At 59.5% G+C, this 20,116-nt stretch carries 20 protein-coding genes; 8 read left to right on the forward strand and 12 right to left on the reverse strand.

Features of this window, described 5'->3' with window-relative positions; all coding sequences use genetic code 11:
- Positions 1–62 precede the first annotated feature (62 nt).
- Entirely contained in the window at positions 63–1,418 is a 1,356-nt protein-coding gene (locus tag CP97_RS06685; protein WP_048885302.1) for a methyltransferase family protein, read from the forward strand.
- A gap of 9 nt (positions 1,419–1,427) precedes the next feature.
- Here CP97_RS06685 and ubiA read toward each other — a convergent pair whose 3' ends face one another.
- Positions 1,428–2,354: a 4-hydroxybenzoate octaprenyltransferase gene (gene ubiA, locus CP97_RS06690; protein ID WP_048885303.1), complete on the reverse strand. Its 927-nt coding sequence runs from the start codon at positions 2,352–2,354 to the stop codon at positions 1,428–1,430.
- 39 nt (positions 2,355–2,393) lie between these two features.
- On the opposite strand from ubiA, the gene CP97_RS06695 reads away from it, so the two are divergent.
- Positions 2,394–3,158, forward strand: coding sequence for a 16S rRNA (uracil(1498)-N(3))-methyltransferase (locus CP97_RS06695; RefSeq protein ID WP_048885304.1), 765 nt, complete (start codon positions 2,394–2,396; stop codon positions 3,156–3,158).
- Positions 3,159–3,224: 66 nt separating this feature from the next.
- Positions 3,225–4,610 carry a glutamate--cysteine ligase gene (locus CP97_RS06700; protein ID WP_048885305.1) on the forward strand — a complete coding sequence of 462 codons (1,386 nt, stop codon included), beginning with the start codon at positions 3,225–3,227 and terminating at the stop codon, positions 4,608–4,610.
- A gap of 33 nt (positions 4,611–4,643) precedes the next feature.
- On the opposite strand, the gene CP97_RS06705 is transcribed toward CP97_RS06700, so the two are convergent.
- Entirely contained in the window at positions 4,644–5,048 is a 405-nt protein-coding gene (locus CP97_RS06705) for a VOC family protein (protein ID WP_227819707.1), read from the reverse strand.
- 197 nt (positions 5,049–5,245) lie between these two features.
- On the opposite strand from CP97_RS06705, the gene soxR reads away from it, so the two are divergent.
- Positions 5,246–5,686, forward strand: coding sequence for a redox-sensitive transcriptional activator SoxR (soxR, locus tag CP97_RS06710; RefSeq protein WP_048885306.1), 441 nt, complete (start codon positions 5,246–5,248; stop codon positions 5,684–5,686).
- Between the two features lie 32 nt (positions 5,687–5,718).
- Here soxR and smc read toward each other — a convergent pair whose 3' ends face one another.
- From smc to CP97_RS06730, 4 genes are all read right to left on the reverse strand, one after another.
- Positions 5,719–9,141, reverse strand: coding sequence for a chromosome segregation protein SMC (smc, locus tag CP97_RS06715; protein WP_048885307.1), 3,423 nt, complete (start codon positions 9,139–9,141; stop codon positions 5,719–5,721).
- Between the two features lie 15 nt (positions 9,142–9,156).
- On the reverse strand, positions 9,157–9,912 hold the full coding sequence (locus CP97_RS06720; RefSeq protein ID WP_048885308.1) for a thioredoxin domain-containing protein: 756 nt from the start codon (positions 9,910–9,912) through the stop codon (positions 9,157–9,159).
- Positions 9,913–10,031: 119 nt separating this feature from the next.
- Positions 10,032–10,739, reverse strand: a complete 708-nt coding sequence (locus CP97_RS06725; RefSeq protein WP_048885309.1) for a DsbA family protein — start codon at positions 10,737–10,739, stop codon at positions 10,032–10,034.
- Positions 10,736–11,293 (reverse strand): DUF721 domain-containing protein, encoded by a 558-nt coding sequence (locus CP97_RS06730; RefSeq protein WP_048886803.1) that lies wholly within the window; start codon positions 11,291–11,293, stop codon positions 10,736–10,738. Before CP97_RS06730 ends, CP97_RS06725 begins: the two co-directional genes overlap by 4 nt.
- A gap of 5 nt (positions 11,294–11,298) precedes the next feature.
- On the opposite strand from CP97_RS06730, the gene mutY reads away from it, so the two are divergent.
- Positions 11,299–12,354 (forward strand): A/G-specific adenine glycosylase, encoded by a 1,056-nt coding sequence (gene mutY / locus CP97_RS06735; RefSeq protein WP_048885310.1) that lies wholly within the window; start codon positions 11,299–11,301, stop codon positions 12,352–12,354.
- 8 nt (positions 12,355–12,362) lie between these two features.
- Here the strand turns inward: mutY and CP97_RS06740 are convergent, their stop codons facing one another.
- Positions 12,363–12,584, reverse strand: coding sequence for a hypothetical protein (locus tag CP97_RS06740; protein ID WP_048885311.1), 222 nt, complete (start codon positions 12,582–12,584; stop codon positions 12,363–12,365).
- A gap of 95 nt (positions 12,585–12,679) precedes the next feature.
- On the opposite strand from CP97_RS06740, the gene CP97_RS06745 reads away from it, so the two are divergent.
- Together CP97_RS06745 and nudC are read left to right on the forward strand one after the other, a co-directional pair.
- Positions 12,680–14,017: a serine hydrolase domain-containing protein gene (locus tag CP97_RS06745; RefSeq protein ID WP_048885312.1), complete on the forward strand. Its 1,338-nt coding sequence runs from the start codon at positions 12,680–12,682 to the stop codon at positions 14,015–14,017.
- Positions 14,017–14,925, forward strand: coding sequence for an NAD(+) diphosphatase (gene nudC, locus CP97_RS06750; RefSeq protein WP_048885313.1), 909 nt, complete (start codon positions 14,017–14,019; stop codon positions 14,923–14,925). Before CP97_RS06745 ends, nudC begins: the two co-directional genes overlap by 1 nt.
- 120 nt (positions 14,926–15,045) lie before the next feature.
- On the opposite strand, the gene CP97_RS06755 is transcribed toward nudC, so the two are convergent.
- The 3 genes from CP97_RS06755 to mgtE all read right to left on the reverse strand — a co-directional run bounded on the left by CP97_RS06755 (position 15,046) and on the right by mgtE (position 17,487).
- Complete coding sequence (locus tag CP97_RS06755; RefSeq protein ID WP_048885314.1) at positions 15,046–15,294, reverse strand: hypothetical protein; 249 nt, start codon at positions 15,292–15,294, stop codon at positions 15,046–15,048.
- 115 nt (positions 15,295–15,409) lie between these two features.
- A complete protein-coding gene (locus CP97_RS06760) occupies positions 15,410–15,799 on the reverse strand; it encodes a DUF1489 family protein (protein WP_048885315.1) in 390 nt (129 codons plus the stop codon).
- A 257-nt stretch (positions 15,800–16,056) separates the two neighbouring features.
- Positions 16,057–17,487: a magnesium transporter gene (gene mgtE / locus CP97_RS06765; protein ID WP_048885316.1), complete on the reverse strand. Its 1,431-nt coding sequence runs from the start codon at positions 17,485–17,487 to the stop codon at positions 16,057–16,059.
- A 142-nt stretch (positions 17,488–17,629) separates the two neighbouring features.
- On the opposite strand from mgtE, the gene CP97_RS06770 reads away from it, so the two are divergent.
- A complete protein-coding gene (locus tag CP97_RS06770) occupies positions 17,630–18,094 on the forward strand; it encodes a peptidylprolyl isomerase (RefSeq protein WP_048886804.1) in 465 nt (154 codons plus the stop codon).
- A gap of 76 nt (positions 18,095–18,170) precedes the next feature.
- On the opposite strand, the gene CP97_RS06775 is transcribed toward CP97_RS06770, so the two are convergent.
- Together CP97_RS06775 and CP97_RS06780 are read right to left on the reverse strand one after the other, a co-directional pair.
- Positions 18,171–19,049 (reverse strand): LysR substrate-binding domain-containing protein, encoded by an 879-nt coding sequence (locus CP97_RS06775; RefSeq protein ID WP_048885317.1) that lies wholly within the window; start codon positions 19,047–19,049, stop codon positions 18,171–18,173.
- A gap of 106 nt (positions 19,050–19,155) precedes the next feature.
- A complete protein-coding gene (locus CP97_RS06780; protein WP_048885318.1) occupies positions 19,156–20,115 on the reverse strand; it encodes a hemolysin family protein in 960 nt (319 codons plus the stop codon).
- Position 20,116: the final 1 nt, after the last annotated feature.

Genomic DNA, 20,116 nt, shown 5'->3' on the forward strand with positions numbered 1-20,116 from the left:
CGCTCCTAAGGCCGCAATCGGCGTTACCCCGGTTTTAACCCCTCTGCGCTAAGCGCAGGGGCATGAAGGCACGCAAGCAAAGCCAGTCGCAGCCTCCGGCAAGCGACGTTTCCCCCTGGGTGGGGTTGGTCGGGCTGATCACCCTGATCGCCTACATCCTGATTGCGCGCAGTTGGCCCGATATCAGTGCGGCGCTGGGTTGGGAAAACAATCGCGGAAGGCTTTCCGGTCCGCATTCGGCGCTTTTCGCAATGGTGCTGACAGGCGGGGCGATGGCGGCGTGGTCCGTGCTGGTTGATCGGGTTCATCGCAATCCATCGACTGGCATAGAATGGTCACGCCGCCGTGCACTGGCTGAAACTGCGGATATTTCCATTACCAAGCTGGCTGGCCTGTGGGCCACATGGTTCATCATCGGCGGGCTTTATTGTCTGGGCCGCTGGTATTGGGACGGGACCTATCTTTTCGCAATGCAGGTGATGGGTGCCGCGATCATTCCGTTGGTGCTGGTATCAGTGCCATATGTGCTGTGGATTGATCGGGTGATGGTCAACCCGCGCGATCATGCGTGGCATTTTGGCGCGATGCTGATCGGGCGCGAGGCGTTTGACGCCGAACAGGTCAAGAAGCACTGGCGCAGCTGGATCATCAAAGGGTTCTTCTCCGCCTTCATGATTTCCATTCTACCTGGCGGATTCGCCGCCGTGGTCGATTCCAGCCTGTCTGACATTGCCAGCGATCCTGTGCGTCTGGGTACGCTTCTGTTCGAATTGCTGTTCGTGATTGATGTGCAGGTGGGCACTGTTGGCTATCTGCTGACTATGCGCCCGCTCGATGCGCACATCCGCAGCGGTAACCCCTATCTTGCCGGATGGATCGCTGCATTCTTCTGCTACCCACCACTCGCATGGGGTGTGCTTGGGAATATCCTGCAATATGAAGTCAATACGGCGGGCTGGTCATACTGGTTCGCAGATTACCCCGCGCTGTTGTGGGTTTGGGCTGGCTGGCTGGTGTTTCTTACCGCATGTTATGCTTGGGCGACGGTGGCTTTCGGCATCCGCTTTTCAAACCTTACCTATCGCGGCGTGCTGACCAACGGGCCATATCGTTACACACGCCATCCGGCCTATCTATCGAAAAACCTCTTCTGGTGGTGCTCTGTCCTCCCCTTTCTCGTGACGAGCGGAAGCATGGTGGACATGATCCGCAACACCGCCTTTCTCGGCGTCGTCAGCGGCATTTATTACTGGCGTGCCCGCACAGAAGAGGCGCATCTGCTGGCAGAAGATCCTAAATATCGCGCCTATTACGCGTGGATGCAGGACAATGGTATAATCACCGCGCGCCTTGCCCGCCTTATGCGCTGGATGAACCCTCGCAAGGATGCTGGCATGGTGCAGCAGCCCGCAGAATAGGGTCTGATTTCAGGCCCCTGCATTCCCCACGATAAAACAGGCTGCAGCCATCAATGCGCCGGCAAAGCGGTTGGATCGGAAGCGGGCGAGAGGATTGTTCGGGTCTGATGCTTCCAGAGTGATGACCTGCCATGCAAGATGCAGCACAGCCGGGCCAAGCGCGACAAGGGCCAGCCAGTCTGCCCGCAGCAACCAGAATGCCAGCAACCACGAACCCGCCGCCAATGCATAGAACAGCGCCACGCCAACCTTTACATGACGCCCCAGCCGCAGCGCGGAGGATTTGATGCCGACAAGTGCATCATCCTCGCGGTCCTGGAGGGCATAGATCGTGTCATATCCGATGCACCAGAAGAAGGCACCGATATAAAGCGCGAACATCACCGCCAGATTGTCTGATCGCAGCGCGGTCCAGCCCACCAGCGCGCCCCATGTAAACACTAGCCCAAGCCAGGCCTGCGGCCACCAGGTTAGGCGTTTCATGAAGGGATAGGCGGCCACCAGCACCAGACTGCCAAGCGCCACCAATTGCGCCTCTACCCGCAATTGCAACAGTACCACCAGCCCAATGAGACACAGGACCACCAGCCAAGCCCAGGCTGCGCGCAAGCTGACCCTGCCACTGGCGATGGGGCGATTGGCGGTGCGCGCCACGCTTTTGTCCAGATCGCGGTCGACAATATCATTGTAGACGCATCCCGCTGACCGCATGGCGACAGCGCCGAGCAGGAACCACGCCAGCAATTCCCACTGAGTGCCCGCACCTGTCAGCCATACGCCCCAGGCGCATGGCCAGAACAGCAGCCACCAGCCAATCGGCCTGTCAAACCGCGCCAGCAGCGCATAATCGCGCAAGGGCTGCGGCAGGCGCTCTGCAAGGCTGCGGTGCTGCGTATCGGGCGTGAACGTATCATCGGGGGTGATCGGGGCGGACATGGCTTGCCTGTTAGCCGCGCATCGCTCTAGTGCCTAGCCATGCCAAAGCAGCCGCTCCCTCGCACACCCGAATGGCCACCACGCAGCGCACCGCGACTGTTCGTGGATCAGCACCTCGGGCTGGAGGCCCAAGTAGTGATAGAAGGGCCGCAGGCGCATTATCTGGGGCGGGTCATGCGCATGGGGCAGGGCGATGTCGTCATCCTGTGCGACAATCTGACAGGCGAATGGGCGGCCTGCGTTTCTCAAACAGGAAAGCGCGCGATACACCTTGACGTGACGGAGCATCTGCGTGGCCGTGAAGAGGTGCCCGATCTGTGGCTGTGCCCGGCGCTCATCAAGAAAGACCGTTTCGACATGGTTCTCGAAAAGGCGACCGAACTTGGCGTTGCGCGGATCAGCCCGCTTATCACACGGCGCTGCGTGGCTGACAAACTCAATGCCGATCGCGCACGCACCATCGTTACCGAAGCTGCCGAACAATGTGCGCGCACCGCGCTGCCGCCGGTTGATGCACCTGTGAAGCTGGATGCTTATCTGCGCAGCATGCCCGATGATCGGACGCTGTTCTTCGCTGATGAACTGGGCGGGGAACCTGCCGCTCGCGCTTTTGCCGCTAAGGCGCCACCAGCGGCGATCTTGATCGGGCCGGAAGGGGGTTTCGACGATACTGAACGCGCATTGATCCGCGAACATCCCAATGCGAAACCCATATCGCTCGGTCCGCGAATATTGCGCGCCGAAACCGCTGCCATCGCTGCCATCGCGCTGTGGATGGGTGCTGCAGGGGACTGGCGCGGCTGAATAGGCATTAATTTGGGTGGCGATACGCAACCGATAAGCTAAGGGGCAGGACATGAGGAAAGAGCAATGAGCACGCGCGAGACCTCCGCTTTAGAAGAGCCGCGCATCGAAAGCCGTGATCAACTGGTCGCCCCGATGCAACGCGGCGAGAAGCCAATAGGCCAATGGCGCATCGGCACAGAGCATGAGAAGCTGGTCTATAAGACTGACGATCATCGTGCCCCTTCCTATGCTGAAGACGGCGGCATTCGTGACATATTGATGGCTATGCGCCAGTTCGGCTGGAAGCCTGTGGAAGAGGCCGGGCCGGACGGGACGGTCAATGTTATCGCCATGTCTGGCAGCGATGGGACCATCAGCCTTGAACCTGCGGGGCAGCTCGAACTTTCGGGCGCAGCGGTTGAAACTCTGCACCAGACTTGTGCCGAAACCGGCCGACATCTGACACAGGTAAAATCCGTGGGTGAGGATTTGGATGTCGGCTTCCTTGGCCTGGGCATGTGGCCCGACAAGACCCGGGAAGACCTGCCCATCATGCCCAAACAGCGTTATTCCATCATGAAACGACACATGCCAACCGTGGGCAATCTCGGCCTGGACATGATGTTGCGCACATGTACCATTCAGGTTAATCTGGATTATAGCTCAGAGGCGGATATGGCGAAAAAATTCCGCACCGGCCTCGCGCTTCAGCCGCTCGCAACGGCGCTTTTTGCAAATTCGCCATTTACCGAAGGCAAGCCCAATGGCCTCCTCTCCTATCGCAGCCATATCTGGTCCGATACCGATCCGCATCGCACAGGCATGCTGCCCTTCGTGTTCGATGATGGTTTCGGATATGAAAGCTATGTCGATTACATGCTCGACGTGCCGATGTATTTCGTCTTTCGCGATGGCGTGTATATCGATGCTGCCGGACAAAGCTTTCGCGACTTTCTGAACGGTGAACTTCCTGCACTGCCCGGCGAATTGCCTTTGCAAAGCGATTGGTGGGATCACCTCTCCACCGCATTTCCCGAAGTGCGGCTGAAAAGCTTTCTCGAAATGCGCGGCGCCGATGGTGGCCCGTGGAACCGCATTTGCGCGCTTCCAGCCCTGTGGGTTGGCCTGTTGTATGATCAGGGCGCGCTCGATGCCGCCTGGGATTTGGTGAAAGACTGGTCGATGGAAGAGCGTGAGACATTGCGCAATGCCGTTCCTGCACAGGCGCTCGATGCCGCCATTCCCGGTGGCGGCATCCTGCGCGATCTCGCCCAGGATGTGCTCGATATCGCCCATGCAGGCCTTGCCGCACGTGGACGGCTCAACAGCATGGGCGATAATGAAACCGGTTTCCTCAATCCGCTGCGGCAGATTGTCGATAGCGGAAAGGTGCCGGCGCAGGATTTGCTCGAAAAGTTCCACGGTGAGTGGAACGGTGACATTTCGCGCATCTATGAAGAGAGCTTCTGATCGCGCCCAGTGCCGCATTGGCGCAGCGCAACGTCAATCATAGCTGACCACTTCAAATTCGATGCCGTCCCAGTCGAAAAAATAGAAACTGCGTGGTCCCGGTTCATAGGTGCCGTGGCTGAAGGGGGAGAGGCCGTGCTGCTCCACCACGCGCTCTGCCGCATCCAGATCGTTTACCTGCAATCCCACATGATTCATCGGGCGGCCCTTTTCCTGGCCGGACTTGTCGGTGCCGTCAGTATAGAGTGACAGATATTCCGCATCGGTCCCGATGTGCAAAGTCTCGCCGCCCTGCGGATGGATTCCACGCCACCGCTCGTGCCAGCCGGCAAGGTCTTTCAGCAAACGGGCTGAACGATCAATGTCGCTGACAGTCAGATTGACGTGTTCAAGATGGGCTGTTGCCGCGTCATTATGCGCTGCGTTCGTCATGGTCATAAATCCTTTCATCAAACCACTGTAATCAAGCGATTGTCGGTCGACCGCATGGCGTTGACCCGAATCGCTTCTTGCCTCTTGTGCAACCTCAAGCTAAGTTGAGGTCAAGTGATTGGGGATAATCGGTGGATGGCCGGTGGACAGGGCGGTAGATAATTCAGGGACTATCGGTGCAAAAGCGCCGGGATCGGTAAGGTATGACGGAACATCGCTTCATCACCATCGGGCATTTATCCAAACGCACCGGAGTCGCCGTTTCAGCGATACGGTTTTACGAAGAAAAGGGCCTGCTCCAATCGCTGCGCACCAGCGGCAACCAACGGCGTTTTCTGCGCAGTGATATTCGCCGGGTCAGCTTCATCTTGATCGCCCAGAAACTGGGGCTCAATCTGGCAGAGATCGAAGCGCAGCTTGCCGACCTGCCCGAAGGCCGCAATCCTACGCTGGAAGACTGGCGCAAGATCAGCCGGCAAATGCGCGTGGCGATTGATGAGCGCATCACCCTGCTCAATCGCACGCGCAACCAGCTTGACCAGTGTATCGGCTGCGGCTGCCTCAGCCTGACCAAGTGCCAGCTATACAATAAGGATGACAAGCTGGGTCTGAAGGGGTCGGGGCCAAGGGCGGTGCTGGATTAGAGCGGAAAGCTGAACCATGGGCCCGCGCGGAATTATTCCGCTGCCAGCGCCTCGGCTTCGCCAAGATCCACGCTGACCAGCCGTGAGATACCCTTCTCCACCATTGTCACGCCGAACAGGCGGTGCATCCGGCTCATGGTGACGGCATTATGCGTGACGATAAGGTAGCGGGTGTTGGTTTCCAGCACCATTGAATCAAGCAGGTCGCAGAATCGTTCGATATTGGCATCGTCCAGCGGTGCGTCCACTTCATCAAGTACGCAGATTGGTGCCGGATTGGTTAGGAAGAGGGCAAAGATAAGTGCTGTAGCGGTTAATGCCTGTTCGCCACCCGAAAGCAGGCTGAGGCTTTGCAAACGCTTGCCCGGTGGCTGCGCGTAAATCTCCAGCCCGGCCTCAAGCGGATCATCCGAATCGATCAGCGCGAGATGGGCCTGCCCGCCTTCGAAGAGCCGCATGAACAGGCGGCGGAAATGGCCGTCCACTTCTTCAAAAGCCGCGCGCAGGCGCTCGCGCCCCTCACGGTTGAGATTGCCAATGCTGCCGCGCAATCGGTGAACCGCCTCTGCCAGGTCGGCCTGTTCTGCAGCGCTATTGCCGTGTTCATTCTCGACCCGTTCGAGTTCCTCTCCGGCAACAAGATTGACCGGGCCGATCCGTTCACGACTGGCCACAAGCCTGTCCATCTCATCGCTTTCAAGACCGGCGTTGCGCACGCCTTCCTCTTCGAATGCGAACCGCGATGGCAGTAGGGCGGGCGGGCACTGGAATCGTTCACCCGAAATGCGCGCCATTTCCTCGCGGCGTTGCTCCTCGTTTTCGGCGCGGGTCGCCAGCGTGGCGCGTGCTTCGCGGGCGGTGGCCAAAGCCTCGTTCAGATCGGCGAGGGCTTGATCCGCCTCGCGCGCTTTGTCACCGGCCGCGGCAACGGCGCTTTCGGCCTTGGCCAACTCTTCGGTCAGGCGATCACGCACAGCTTCGCCGCCTTCGATCTCGCGCATCAGGCCTTCGGGCTTGGCACCAATAATGGCGCGTTCCTCGGCAATTTCCTCAGACCGCGCAGCCATGCCTGCCAGCCGTGATGCCGCATCGCCGGCGCGCGCCTGCCACCCCTTCATATCGGCGCGCTGGGTGGCGACCCTTTCGCGCATCACCGCAAGCGTTTGATCATGCGAAGCGAGTGCAGCATTGGCGGCCTGCAAGCTTTCACGCGCCGCCTCATTCTTTGCGCGTGCCGCCTCCAGCGTGGCACGTCCGGTTTCGGGATCGGGCAATTCGTTCAGCCGCGCCTTTGCCGAATCGAGTTCACCCTGCACCTGCTCACATTGCGAAACATGATCTGCCAACGCGGTTTCAAATTCTTCCCGGCGGGCGGCCAGGCGTTCCTGCAACGCCTCTGCCTGATCGAGCGCGCGCAGCGCACTCCGCTCCTGCTCTGCTGCTTCACCAAGCGCCCGTTCTTGCGCCACGAGATCGCGTTGGAGTGCGCTTAGTGTCTTCTGCGCCGCGTCTTGCGCTTTTTCGGCGCGGGCCGATGCGTCGCGCAATTCAGGCAGGCGCTTTTCCAGATCCTTCAGGCGATTGTCTGATTCCAGTCGAGCAGCCTCAGCCGCGCCTTCGCCCCGTGCAACAAATCCATCCCAGCGGCGCAGGAAACCATCGCGAGTTACCAGCCATTCACCCGGAGCCAGTTCACGCCCGTCATCATCCTGGACAACATGCACCAGCGCCAGCCGCGCGGCGAGTTCCTGCGGGCAATCGCGGACATGCGCAGCAAGGCTGTCTGCCACCGGAGCAGGCGATGTCGATCCGGTCCAGAAGCGTCCTTCTGCAGCGCCTTCTGGGGCACCCAGCGGCGATTTTGCGTCGCGCCCCAATACGGCGGCAAGCGCGCGTTCATAGCCGCTTTCAACCGCGACGCGATCCAGTGCGGCGGGCAGGCCATGGCGACTTGACTTCTGACGCTGCCGCGCTTCCTTGTCGCGAGAGAGGGCCTGATATTCGCGCTCTACCCCGAAGAGTTCGGCCTTGGCAGCGGAGAATGCGGCGGCCGCTTCATCCCGCGCGGAGGCAAGCGTATCCTTGCGGGCACGCTCGGCCTCAAGTTCTTCACGCAGGGCGGCGAGGCGGGCTTGCGACGCGGCTACGGCCCTCTGCGCCTTCGCCACTTCCTCTGCTGCGTCGCCTGCGCTGCCCAGCGCAGCTTGCGCCTCTGTAATCCGGCGCGCTTCCCCTGCCAGCCGATCAAGCCTCGCCTCTGCCTGAGCAATTTCGGATTGCGCCACGCGCCAGTCGGCTTCCACCCCGGCATGGGTGGCAGTTGCATTGGCAAGCGCAAGTTCGGCAGTGCGTCCTGCGCGTTCAGTATCTTCTACCCGGCGCACCAGATCAGGACGGTGCGCTTCGTCATTCTCCAGTGCGGCCTCGCCCTGCGACAGTGCCGCTTCAAGGTCTTTCAGCGCCTTGGCCGCGTCTTGCGTCATCCGGTCAGCTTCGAAGCGGTCTTCTTCCAGCCGGTCCTTCTGCCGATCAAGGTCGCGCAATCGCTGTTCGGCGGCTTCCAGCTGGCTGGCGAGCGTCGCCATGCGGTGGCCATGGGCGCTGGCATCATCACGTCTGTCGGCAAGCTCATCGCGCAATTCAGCCAGGCTGATCGCCAGCGCGGCTTGAGCCTTTTGCGCGGCTTTTGCTGCCTCCTGCGCACCCGCCACCTTTGTATCAGCACCTTGCGCCTCTGCTCTGGCGGCTTCGGCGGCCTGCGCGGCATCGCGCCAGCGGGCAAACAGCAGACGCGCCTCGGCAATGCGGATGTCGTCCGACAGTTTTTTATATCGTTCGGCCTGCTTGGCCTGTCGCCGGAGCGAGGAAATCTGCGAATCAAGGCCGGCCATGAGGTCTTCGAGCCGTTCAAGGTTCTTTTCGGTGCTGCGTAATTTTGATTCGGCATCGCGGCGGCGCACATGAAGACCCGCAATTCCCGCCGCTTCTTCCAGCATCATCCGTCGCTCTGTCGACTTGGCGGCAATGACCTGTGCGATCTTGCCCTGGCTGACGAGGGCTGGCGAATGCGCGCCCGTGGCGGCATCAGCGAAGATGAGCGAAATGTCCTTGGCCCGGACATCTCGGCCGTTCAGGCGATAGGCGCTGCCCGCGCCGCGCTCTATCCGGCGGGTCACGTCAAGATCTTCGCCGTCATCATCCTTGGCGTGCAGCACGACCTCTGCGAAATCGCGTGGCGGGCGGGTGGAAGTGCCCGCGAAAATCACGTCTTCCATGCCACCTGATCGCATGCTCTTGGGCGAGCTTTCAGCCATCACCCAGCGGATCGCTTCAAGCAAGTTGGATTTGCCGCAGCCATTGGGGCCGACAACACCTGTTAGCCCGGGTTCTATGCGTAATTCAGATGGCTCGACGAAGCTTTTGAAGCCGCTTAGCCTGAGCTTGCGGAACTCCATGCTTTGCCCCCGCCCCTACTCGGTCCGCGCGCCGGCGCGTTGCAAGGCGGGTTCGAGGACGTCCCAGGAAATGCCGTCCAACTTCGATCCGTTGATGAAGAAGGTTGGCGTTCCGGTCACGCCCAATTCCTCACTCTGTTCGTCAGAACGTTCACCGATGGCCTGAATCGATGCGGTGTCAGCAAGACAGGCAGCACCCTGATCGCGGCTGATCCCGCGTGCGGCGAAAAATTCGAAGAAACCGGCAGCTTCGGCAATGGCAATATACAATTGGCCTTCAGGCGGTTCACCCGCAGCCTGCAATGCCTGTCCGCCTTCTTGCGCGCCCGCCATGATCGTGTCGAAATTGGCCCAGACCTGATCGGACAGTGCATGGAAGCTTTCAGGGGCGCTGCAACGGGTCAGGCGGGCCAGTGTCATGTCGAAGACATTGTGCACCTGATTGCGCAGTTCGAAGGAAACCACGCCCGTGCTGACATAATCTTCTTTCAGCGGCTCTGCCCCGTTCTGGGCGAAAACTGCACAGGCACCGCAGGTGAGCGAGCCATATTCGATGACCTTGATCGGTGCGTCGGGGTTGCCGAGCACATAACCATCATATTCGCTGACAGTAACGATGTCGGTCCATTCCTGTCCATCTGGTGCAGCGATGGGCGCGATTGCCTCACCCTCCGCGATTTCACCGCCTTCGCTGCTATCGCTGCAAGCGGAAAGCGCGAGTGCGAGAGGCGCGGTAAGAGAAGCAAGGAGGAGGCGGCGCGGTGTGGTCATGTCAAATACTGTCCTGTCAGGTGACGAACCCCTAAAAACAAAGCCAAGCTAGACGCATGGCGCGGTATGGGGAAAGCGCCGGGGTTCGTGAATCGGCGCTTTTGCACAGGCTTTTCCCCTTATTCCGCGCTCGAAACGGGCGCGGAGCGTGCTGCCGACAACGCCTGCTGAAGAGCGGGCCAGCTGTGAACTCCATCAAGCAAGGTGCCATTAAGCGCAAAACTGGGTGTGCCGGGCACATTGAATTCAGCGATATTGGCGGCTGAGGCGTCGGTGATGGCGCGGGCGCGTGTCTCATCCGAAAGGCAGACATCAAGCTGCGACATGGAATAGCCGCGCCGTTCCATCAGTTCGTAAAAGTCCAGATCGCTGGCAATCGCCCGCATGCGTGAGGATACGGCGCCTGAATTCCAGCGGGCCTGCTGGGCGGCAGATATTTCCTGCGCGATCGGCAGCCAATTGTCCTGCGCATGCAAGATGGCGCTGTGATTGCCGAAAAACTTGGCATCGTCGCCGCATTGTGCCGCCAGCGTTGCAGCCACGTCGATAGGATTGCGAATAAAGGGGCGCACTTCCAATGCAGCATGGCCTTCATGGACGTAGAAATAGCGCAGTTCCGCTTCTGCATCCCTTTCGAAATCAGCGCAATGCGAGCAGGTGTAACTGACAAATTCGATCAATTGCAGCGGCGCTTCAGGATCGCCGACACGGTAGCCGGTAGCGGTCTCTTCAACTTCAAGATTCCAGTTCTGTGCAGCAGCCGGGGCGGTGCTGAATGCCGCCATTGGTGCTGCCATCAACAGGCTTGCGAAAACCAGGCCCTTCATTTCTCGTCATCCTCCTTATTCGCCACAGAACGGGCGAGAGATTCCAATACAGCGCGCAGTTCAGGATCGCCAATATCACGCAAGCCTTCGCCAAGGTCCATGGGAATTGGCTTGAGCGAAGGTGGCGCGCTACGTTTATCTCCAGCAGGTGGCGGCTTAACCGCACCTTGCCGCATCTTCACCCTGGCGACCGCCTTATAACCGAAAAAGCGGTTCACACGCTCCAATATTTCGGGGATCACATGCTGGATCAGTGTGGCATGGGCAGGCAGCACAACCAGTTGCAGAATGCCGTCGCTTTTCTCGCCCGGTGGGAAACGGATGCTTTCGGGAGAGCAGACCTTGGCATGGATGGGGCCGACAATTTCAGGCCAGCGGGTAACCACGGTGCTTTGCACAAAACCAAACCGGCGGAACGCCGCGCGCCCGATCTGCGGAACAAGGTCCGCCACGGGCCGCGCAGGCCCGCCGCGTGGCCGCTCATAAGGCTTGGCCGTCTTGCGCGGGCGCCTGGCGGGGCTCTTCCCCGATTTTGGTTCATCCTGACGTTCCATGAATAATGCTCCCATGCCATAGGCGCGGCGTGTCCGCCACCATCTCCACACTGCTTCTTGACTGGTATGACGGCCATGCGCGCGCTCTGCCGTGGCGCGCAGTGCCGGGTGGTGCGCTGCCAGACCCATATCGCGTATGGCTTTCAGAAGTGATGCTGCAACAGACCACCGTAGCTGCGGTGAAGCCCTATTTCGCCAAATTCATAGAACGATGGCCCACGGTGGAGGCACTGGCCGCCGCGCCGGAGGAAGAGGTGATGGCCGCCTGGGCCGGACTGGGCTATTACAGCCGCGCCCGCAATCTGGTGAAATGCGCAGCCAAAGTCACGGAAATGGGCGGCTTTCCCGATGATGAGGTAGCATTGCGAAGACTGCCGGGCCTTGGCGATTATACCGCAGCGGCGGTGGCTGCGATTGCCTTCGGCCAGCGCGCCGTGGTGGTGGATGCCAATGTAGAGCGGGTGGCGGCACGGCTTTTCGCGGTGGAGGAACCGTTGCCGGGCGCGCGCAAGACCATTCGCGAACATGCAGACGCTATCACGCCCGAAGCGCGGCCCGGCGATTTTGCGCAGGCGATGATGGATCTGGGGGCAACGCTGTGCACGGCACGCGACGCCAAATGCCTGCTGTGCCCGCTGCGTGAAAGCTGTGCAGGCTATGCCAGGGGTAATCCGCAGCTTCTGCCAGTCAAGACGAAGAAAAAGCCGAAGCCGCGCCGTGCAGGCACCGCTTTCTGGATTGAACGGGACAAAGCGGTGTGGCTGGTGAAGCGCCCCGGCAAGGGTCTGCTTGGAGGCATGCGCGCATTGCCCGATGATGGCTGGACGGCGCGCGGAGATGGGGACGGAGAAGCGCCGCTATCGGGCGGCTGGCAGGGCGCTGGCGTGGTGCGACACGTGTTCACCCATTTTGAGCTGGAGCTGGGCGTTGCGATCCATGCTGGCGATCCTGCAATGCCTGAAGACACGGGCGAGTGGTGGCCGTTGGAAAGGCTGGAAGAGGCCGGCCTTCCTACGCTGTTTGCCAAGGCTGCACAATTGGTGCTCGCCAACAGGGAGTGAGTGCGGCGCTAAATCAATCCGCCTCCCAGCATCAGGCGAATTACGGCAATCGCAAACACCACAAGGCAGAAATTGCGCCCGCCATTGGTGCTCGACAATTGACCAATGATAATGCCGACAACCACGAAGGGCAGAGCAATCCAGTTGGCCCAGCCAAGCAGCGGTATCTGGGCTGGAATGACGATGACCAACGAAAGCAGGCCGATGAGGATCGAGACAATGTTCAGCATGCGTTATAGATAGATAACACAGTGGCATTCTGCAACCTTGCAGCGAGCCTTCCCGCTGCTAGATTGCGCCCGATTTTGCATAGAAAGCCTGTTTCATGACCAGCACTATCCTGAACTCCACCGTTTCCCGCCGTGATGCACTTCGCGGTGCAAGCGTGCTGGGTGGCGGTGCCGCGCTTGGCAGCCTGCCGTTTTCGTCACTTGCCTTTGCGAAGGGCGATCCGGCAGCGCAATGGCCCGGCGTGGCGCGCTTTATCCGATCCTATGTCGATCAGCGCAAGGTATCGGGCATGGTTGCAGCACTGGGTTTTGCAGAGGCGGAACCTGCATTTATTTCTGCTGGCGCCCGCATGTTCGGCAATTCGGGATCGGTGGGGCCGGATACGCTGTATCGCATATATTCCATGACCAAGCCTGTCACCGGCATGGCAACCATGATATGCATCGATGACGGGCTTATCGGTCTTGATCAGCCATTGCATGAAATCCTGCCTGCGTTCCGCAATATGCGCGTGCAAAAGGTTTACGATGGACCGATCACGGCAGACAATCTGGAGCCTGCCGCAAGGCCTATCACCATCCGCCATTTGCTTACCCACACCGCAGGACTGGGCTATGCGTCCGTTTCCCAGAACGGACCGCTGAGCGATGCCTATACCCGCCGCGGCCTGCTGCCGGGCGCGGTTAGCAATATGGAATTGGTGAAATCCTTCTTCGGTGGAGAAACAACCGATAGCCTCGCCGATTTTGCCGATGGCCTTGCCGAAATGCCGCTGGTCTATCAGCCGGGCACAAGGTGGAGCTATTCGGTGGCGACCGATCTTCTCGGACGGGTGATCGAAGTGGTCAGCGGCCAGCCATTCGACCAATATATGCAGGATAGAATTCTTACCCCCTGCGGCATGACGTCCACCGGTTTTCGCGTGGCGCGCGAAGATGCTGGAAGGCTGACGGCAAATTATTTCCTGCTTGGCGGAATGCCAGTGCCGATCGACCTGCCCAACAGCTCCGTATTCCTAGATGAACCCGCTTTTCCGTTTGGCGGGGCAGGGCTGGTTTCCACCGCGCGCGATTATGATCGCTTCCTGCAAATGATTGCCGGTCGCGGCGAGATTGGCGGACACCGTGTGATGAGCGAGGCGGCAGTGCAGCTGGGCACGTCTGACCTGTTCCCCGAAACACTCGCCCCCAATGGCGGCTTCAGCAATGGAGAGCGCAGCTTTGGCTTTGGCGCTGCCGGACTGGTGGGCAGGGGCGATGCGGCAGGGCTGTTCGGCTGGTTTGGCGCAGCAGGCACCGTTGGCCTCGTCAACACGACCTATGGCCTGCGCCAGACGCTGATGACGCAATATATGCCCGCTGAAAATTATGATATACAGGGGCGTTTTCCGCAGGTTGTGGCAGAGGATGCCATGCGGATGCTGGCGTCCTGATGGCGCGGGGAGGGCGGCCTACGCCGCGCGTTGCCCTTACTGGACACGGGCTGGATCGTGACGATCACACACGGGCCAATCCCGCAAAGCTTGCCGAAATGCGTGCTCGCGCTGATGCGCGCCTGCTAGCGCTTGATGGTGTACTGCCTGTCGTTGACGGCAATGCGCTGACCTTTACCAACCTCGACACGGTTCCCGATGATGCGGAACTGGTGTTTATCGGACTTAAGGACGGCGCACCGATTTTTGCCCGAGTCGGTGCGCATGGCGATGCACGCCATGCACTAGATCAGGCAGAGGCGCGCGCGCTGATCATGTCCCTGGAAGAACGGGATCTGGCGATATATGCAGGGGCGCGCAGCCTGGTGGATTGGCACGCACGCCATCGCTTCTGCCCCAATTGCGGCAAATCAACCAGAATTGCCAAGGGCGGATGGGAACGCGATTGTGACAAGGTTTCAGGGGGTTGCGGCGCTCCGCATTTCCCCCGCACCGATCCGGTGGCAATTATGCTGGTGGAACATGATGGCGATCTTCTTCTCGGTCGCAATACCCGCTTTCCGCCGCGCAGCTATTCCGCGCTTGCCGGATTTATCGAGCCGGGTGAAAGCCTTGAAGAAGCTGTCTCGCGCGAAACGCTGGAAGAAGCGGGCGTGGAAGTGCGCGATGTGAGCTATGTGGCCAGCCAGCCATGGCCATTCCCGTCGCAATTGATGATCGGCTGTCACGGCTTTGCAACCAGTCGCGTCCTCACCATCGATAAAACCGAATTGGACGATGCGCGATGGTTCACCCGCGCACAGGTGGCAGAATCGCTGGAGCGCGGGCGTGAAGCGGAAAGCTTCGTCCCGCCGCCGCATCAGGCCATTGCCTATACGCTGTTAGCATGGTGGCTGGAACATTGTTGATTCCGCCGCCGGACGATGGGTGAGCGAGAGGCAGGCTTTTGCCAACGCGCTGCAACAAATCGCTGGAAAAAAACGCGGCCCAACCGGAAGGTTAGATCTGTCAGTCAGTTCGCGCGCGGATTAACTATCCTTGCGTTCCTTCTGAATAGCTTCGCGGGTCTTGGACCCTTTCTTTGCGTCCTGGGCGGGGTTGTCACTCCCGGTAACGGGTTCACGATTGTCGGGATCGGTCGCGCGATTAAGTTCGCCCCTCGTTCCCACCGACTTCGCAACTTCTCCGCCTGCGCGGCTCTGTTGCGACGGGGTTGCACCGTCCTGCAATGCGTCGATCAAATCATTGTCAGGATGAAGGTTTTTGCGTTCTGGCATTATTCTTTCTCCTTTCCCTGCCAACGGATCGAAGTAAGATCATGTTCCTGAAAAAGCGGATTTGAAAACAGGGCTTTGCAGCCGCCACCCTTCGCAATCTGTTCCTCAACGGGCGCTAAATCAATCCCAGACGGGATAGCTTGCCAGCGAGTTTGCCGGGGATCAGATCGCCGATTTCCTCGCCTTCATCCAGATCGCGTGGAGGCTTGCCCTTGAGATAGCGCCAGCCCTGATGTGCGCGCTTTGGTTGCGGCAGGACGCGAACAAGGCGTGGTTCTATCACAATCCACCAACGGCCATTATCCTGCTGTTCGTATTCAAGAATTTGCGAACGGGCGACGATATTGTGCTCGTGAATCCAGAACAGCGAGCCGCCAATCGTCTCTTCCCAGCGAGTCGGACGGTAGCGCGTATTGACCTTGAAGCTGCTGCGCCCGGCATACCATTGCTCGATATCGGCGAAATCCTTCGCGCCAAAAGCGATCTTGGTCAGATTGAGCGACATGAGGGAGAAGATAGGGTGATTGCTGCCGCGCTCAAGTAGCGAAGCGGTAGCGCGGGCGTTTGCACTTCACCGTCTTGCCTGTCCTACAAGCCGGCGCTTGGAGCAAGGCGGCATGCATGATTGCCAGAACCGCTCACAATAATTCCTGCCGTCAAGGTGTCACCCTGTCCGGAACGAGGGAAAAGCGCGCAGTTTCAACAGAATGGGGCGAAAACTGGAGGGTAACACAGTGTCACCTTTGTCACCCGATCTGCGGATCAGCCGGCCAACCCGACAGCCACCGCCAGGCCGAGGAATGCGAAGAAACCCATCGAATCGGTTATCATCGTCACGAATACGCTGGAAGCGACCGCCGGGTCCTGATCGAGCCGTTCGAAAGCAACCGGCACCATCACGCCCGCCATGCCTGACACAATGATGTTGATGATCATGGCCGCAGCAATAACACCGCCCAATTGCGGATTGAAGATAAGCGATGTGGCTATCCCGATCAGCACGGCAATGGTCGCGCCATTCATCAGCGCCACTTTGAGTTCGCGCATGAGAATACGTTTGGTGTTCGAACGGGTCAGCTGATTCATCGCGATGGCGCGTACCGTGACCGCCATCGTTTGCGTGCCCGCATTGCCGCCGATGCTCGCCACGATAGGCATCAGTACCGCCAGCGCGACGAGCTGTTCAATTGCCGCACCGAAAAAGGCGATAATCGCCGATGCAACCACGGCCGTCCCGAGATTGGCGACCAGCCAGCGCACGCGAGAGGAATAGGCATCACGCAACGGCTCATTAATATCGCCATCGCCTGCACCGCTCATCAGCAGGGCATCTTCACCCGCTTCTTCGGAGATGATGTGGACGATGTCATCGACTGTCAGCTGGCCAACCAGCCTGCCGCTTTCATCAACGACCGCAGCGGAAATCAGGGCATATTTCTGGAACCGGAGCGCGACTTCTTCCTGATCCATATCGACCGGGATCAGCGTCTGGTCACGCTTCATCACATCGGTCAGCGCAATGTCGCGCGGGGTCCGCAAAATCCAGCTGAGCTGGCAGGTGCCAACCGGATGGAAACGGTGATCGATTACGAAGATTTCCCAGAAATCAGTGATGAGATCATCATTGTTGCGCAAATAATCTATCAGATCCCCCACACTCATGCTGTCCGGCACCGCGACCAATTCGCGCTGCATCAGGCGGCCGGCGCTTTCTTCCGGATAGGCGAGCGCGTTCTCGATGGCCGCACGGCCGCCCGGCTCAATCTCGGCGAGGATGGCGAGCTGGTCGGGGATGTCGAGATCCTCGATCAGCTGCACCGCATCATCGGTTTCCAGCTGGCCGACGATATCGGCCACCGCTTCGGGCGGCAGCGCTTCGATCATATCCTCGCGAACATAATCATTGAGCTCGGCAATGACTTCGCCGCTCATCAGATCGGTTATGGCAGAGGCAAGGTCACGTCGTTCATCGCGGTCGAGCAGCTCGAGCAGATCGGCGATATCGGCGGGATGCAGCGGCTCTACGAGATCGTAGACGCTATCATCTATGTCGTCATACAGCGCGTCACGAATCTGCCGCACGAATTCCGGCTTGAGACGGTTTTCCTCATCGAACTGCTCGCCTTCGCCCTGAACCCGATCATTGGGTTCAAGCGTGCGGCTTTCCATGTCCTCAAGATCAGTCTCGGCCATGTCCGTGGTCTATTGTGCTGCGCTGCAAAAGCAAGCGGGCCCTGCCGCCAAGGGTGACTTTCACAGCAGCGCGCCTATATCGGCCCCCATTCGAACCCTATGCAAATTTCCGCAAGGGGTACCCTTCAAGGAGAAAGACTTCATGGCCGACGAAAAACTCACCTTCACGCTCGATTGCGGAGACGGAAGGGGCGGCGATGTCGTCATCAAGCTGCGTCCTGACCTTGCACCGGGCCACGTAGCGCGCATTACCGAACTTGCCAAAGAAGGCTTCTATGATGGCGTGGTCTTCCACCGCGTGATCCCCGGCTTCATGGCACAGGGCGGCGATCCGACCGGCACCGGGATGAGCGGTTCAGACAAGCCCAATCTCCCGCAGGAATTCAACGATCTCAAGCATTCGCGCGGCGTATGCTCAATGGCCCGGACACAGGATCCGAACAGTGCCAACAGCCAGTTCTTCATCTGCCTCGATGATGCCAGCTTCCTGGATCGCCAGTATACTGCATGGGGCGAAGTGGAAAGCGGCATGGACCATGTCGATGCGCTGCCCAAGGGCGAACCACCTGCCAATCCCGGCACAATCACCAAGGCGACGGTTTCCTGAACCAGATCCTGTATCGTATCGGAAAAGGGGCGCCCGCACCGGCGCCCCTTTTTCATCGAAGGAATGCAAACCGGCCCTAGAGGCCGGCCTTGATCAGCCAATCGTGGAATATCTTCACCGGCCGCGCTTCCAGATCGGCAGGGCGGCAGATGAACCAGTAGGAATAGGGGCTGGCGATCTCGATATCATAGAGCTGGGCAAGGCGTGGGTCCTTGTTCCGCGCCAGATGATCGGAATGCATGATCGCAATGCCCAGGTGCTGTGCGGCGGCCTCCAGAATCAGCTGGCCCGAATCATAATGGTCGATTGCGGCGGGTTGGAGGCCCTTGCAGCCGATGGCATCCTTCCACGCCTCAAACCCGCGCGGCATGTCAGTGTGCACCAGAAAGGTCTGCTGTTCGAGAGCGGTTGCATCGGGCGTGGTGCCCAACTGCTTCACCAGATCGACATTGGCGATGGCATGGATCGTGTTCTGGTCCAACTGCACGCCGTAAAAGCCTTCTGCCGGGCCTGTGGTGAGTGCGATGGCAGCGTCCAGCGTATCGCCCACCCGGTCAAAAAGATTGGGGCTGGTATCGATATCGAGATGCAGGCGCGAGTGGCTGGCGCGCAATTCACCCAGTCTCGGGAACAGGCGCTGCGTACCGAAAAGCGGCATCACCCCGAGCCGCAGACGCAAGGTTTGCAGGCTTTCGCTTTGCGATTCCACTGCCGCTGCCAGCGACTCAAGATGCGGGGCCACTGAATCATAGAAAACACGGCCCTCATCGGTCAGACGCATTGTCTGGCCGGAGCGGGAAAACAGTTTGCGGCCGGTAAACTCTTCAAGATTGGTGATCCGGCGCGACAGTGCAGAAGGGCTCAGCCCCAGCTCGTTCGCAGCAGAACGGGCCGAACCTAGCCTGACTACGCGAACAAACGCCTCGAGGGCGCGCAGGGGTGGGAGACGACGCATCAGATCTTATCTTGCCGCGAAGGGTGGCTCTGTCGAGAAAGAACTGGGCCGCTGTTGTAAAAATTTGCTGCGCTGCAACAGAAACGTACAATGCCGGTGTGGCCGTCTAACCGTCATCCTGAAATTCCTGCTGTGAGGGACGATGCAGGCGCAAGCGGGTAACATGCGTTTCATCGCCTGCCGTAACTTCGATTTTCCAGCCACTTGGATGGATCAGCTCGGTGCCGGGTTGCGGCACCTCCTCGGCCAGCACGAAGGCCAGACCGCCCAGCGTATCGACCGCCTGTTCAATCTTTGCCAGCTGCGGGTCGCCAACTTTCTCAGCGACATCTTCCAGTTCGGCACGCGCATCGGCATCCCAGATGCCATCGGCGATTTCTACCAGCTGTTCAATTGGCACATCATCATGCTCGTCCTCGATCTCGCCGACGATCTCCTCGACCAGATCTTCAATCGTGATGATGCCGTCTGTGCCGGAAAATTCATCGACCACGATGGCGAGATGGGTTTGTCGGCTGCGCATATCGGCCAGCACGTCTAGCGCACCGCGGGCCTGCGGGACGTACAGCGGCTGACGCATGAGCTGGGACCAGTCTTCGGGCGGTGGTGCACCGCTGGCCAGAAATGCGAAGACGTCCTTGATGTGCATCATGCCGATCACATCATCCAGCTGGTCGCGATAGACCGGCATGCGCGAAATGCCGTGTTCTGCAAAGGTTTCGACCATCTTGGCCCAGGGCGTATTGACGTCCACCGCGATGATCTCACTGCGCGGGATTGCCACGTCATCGGCATCGTGTTCGCTGAAATGGAGCATTTTGCGCAGCATCGTGCGTTCGACGGAGGTCAAATCGCCTTCGTCAATTTCATCGCCGCCATTGCGCGATGCCTCATCCTCGTGTTCGTCAATGGCTTCTTCCAGCTGCGCGCGCAGCGAGGTTTCGCCTTCGTCTTCGAACAGGCCGCGGATCTTGCTCCACAACCCGCCTGTCCCGGAGGTGCCGGGATTATTACTACTGTCCGCGTCTCCATTTTGGGAGCCGTCCGGTTTATCGCTATCGGGCATT

The sequence above is a fragment of the Aurantiacibacter atlanticus genome (assembly GCF_001077815.2).
Taxonomy (GTDB): Bacteria; Pseudomonadota; Alphaproteobacteria; order Sphingomonadales; family Sphingomonadaceae; genus Alteraurantiacibacter; species Alteraurantiacibacter atlanticus.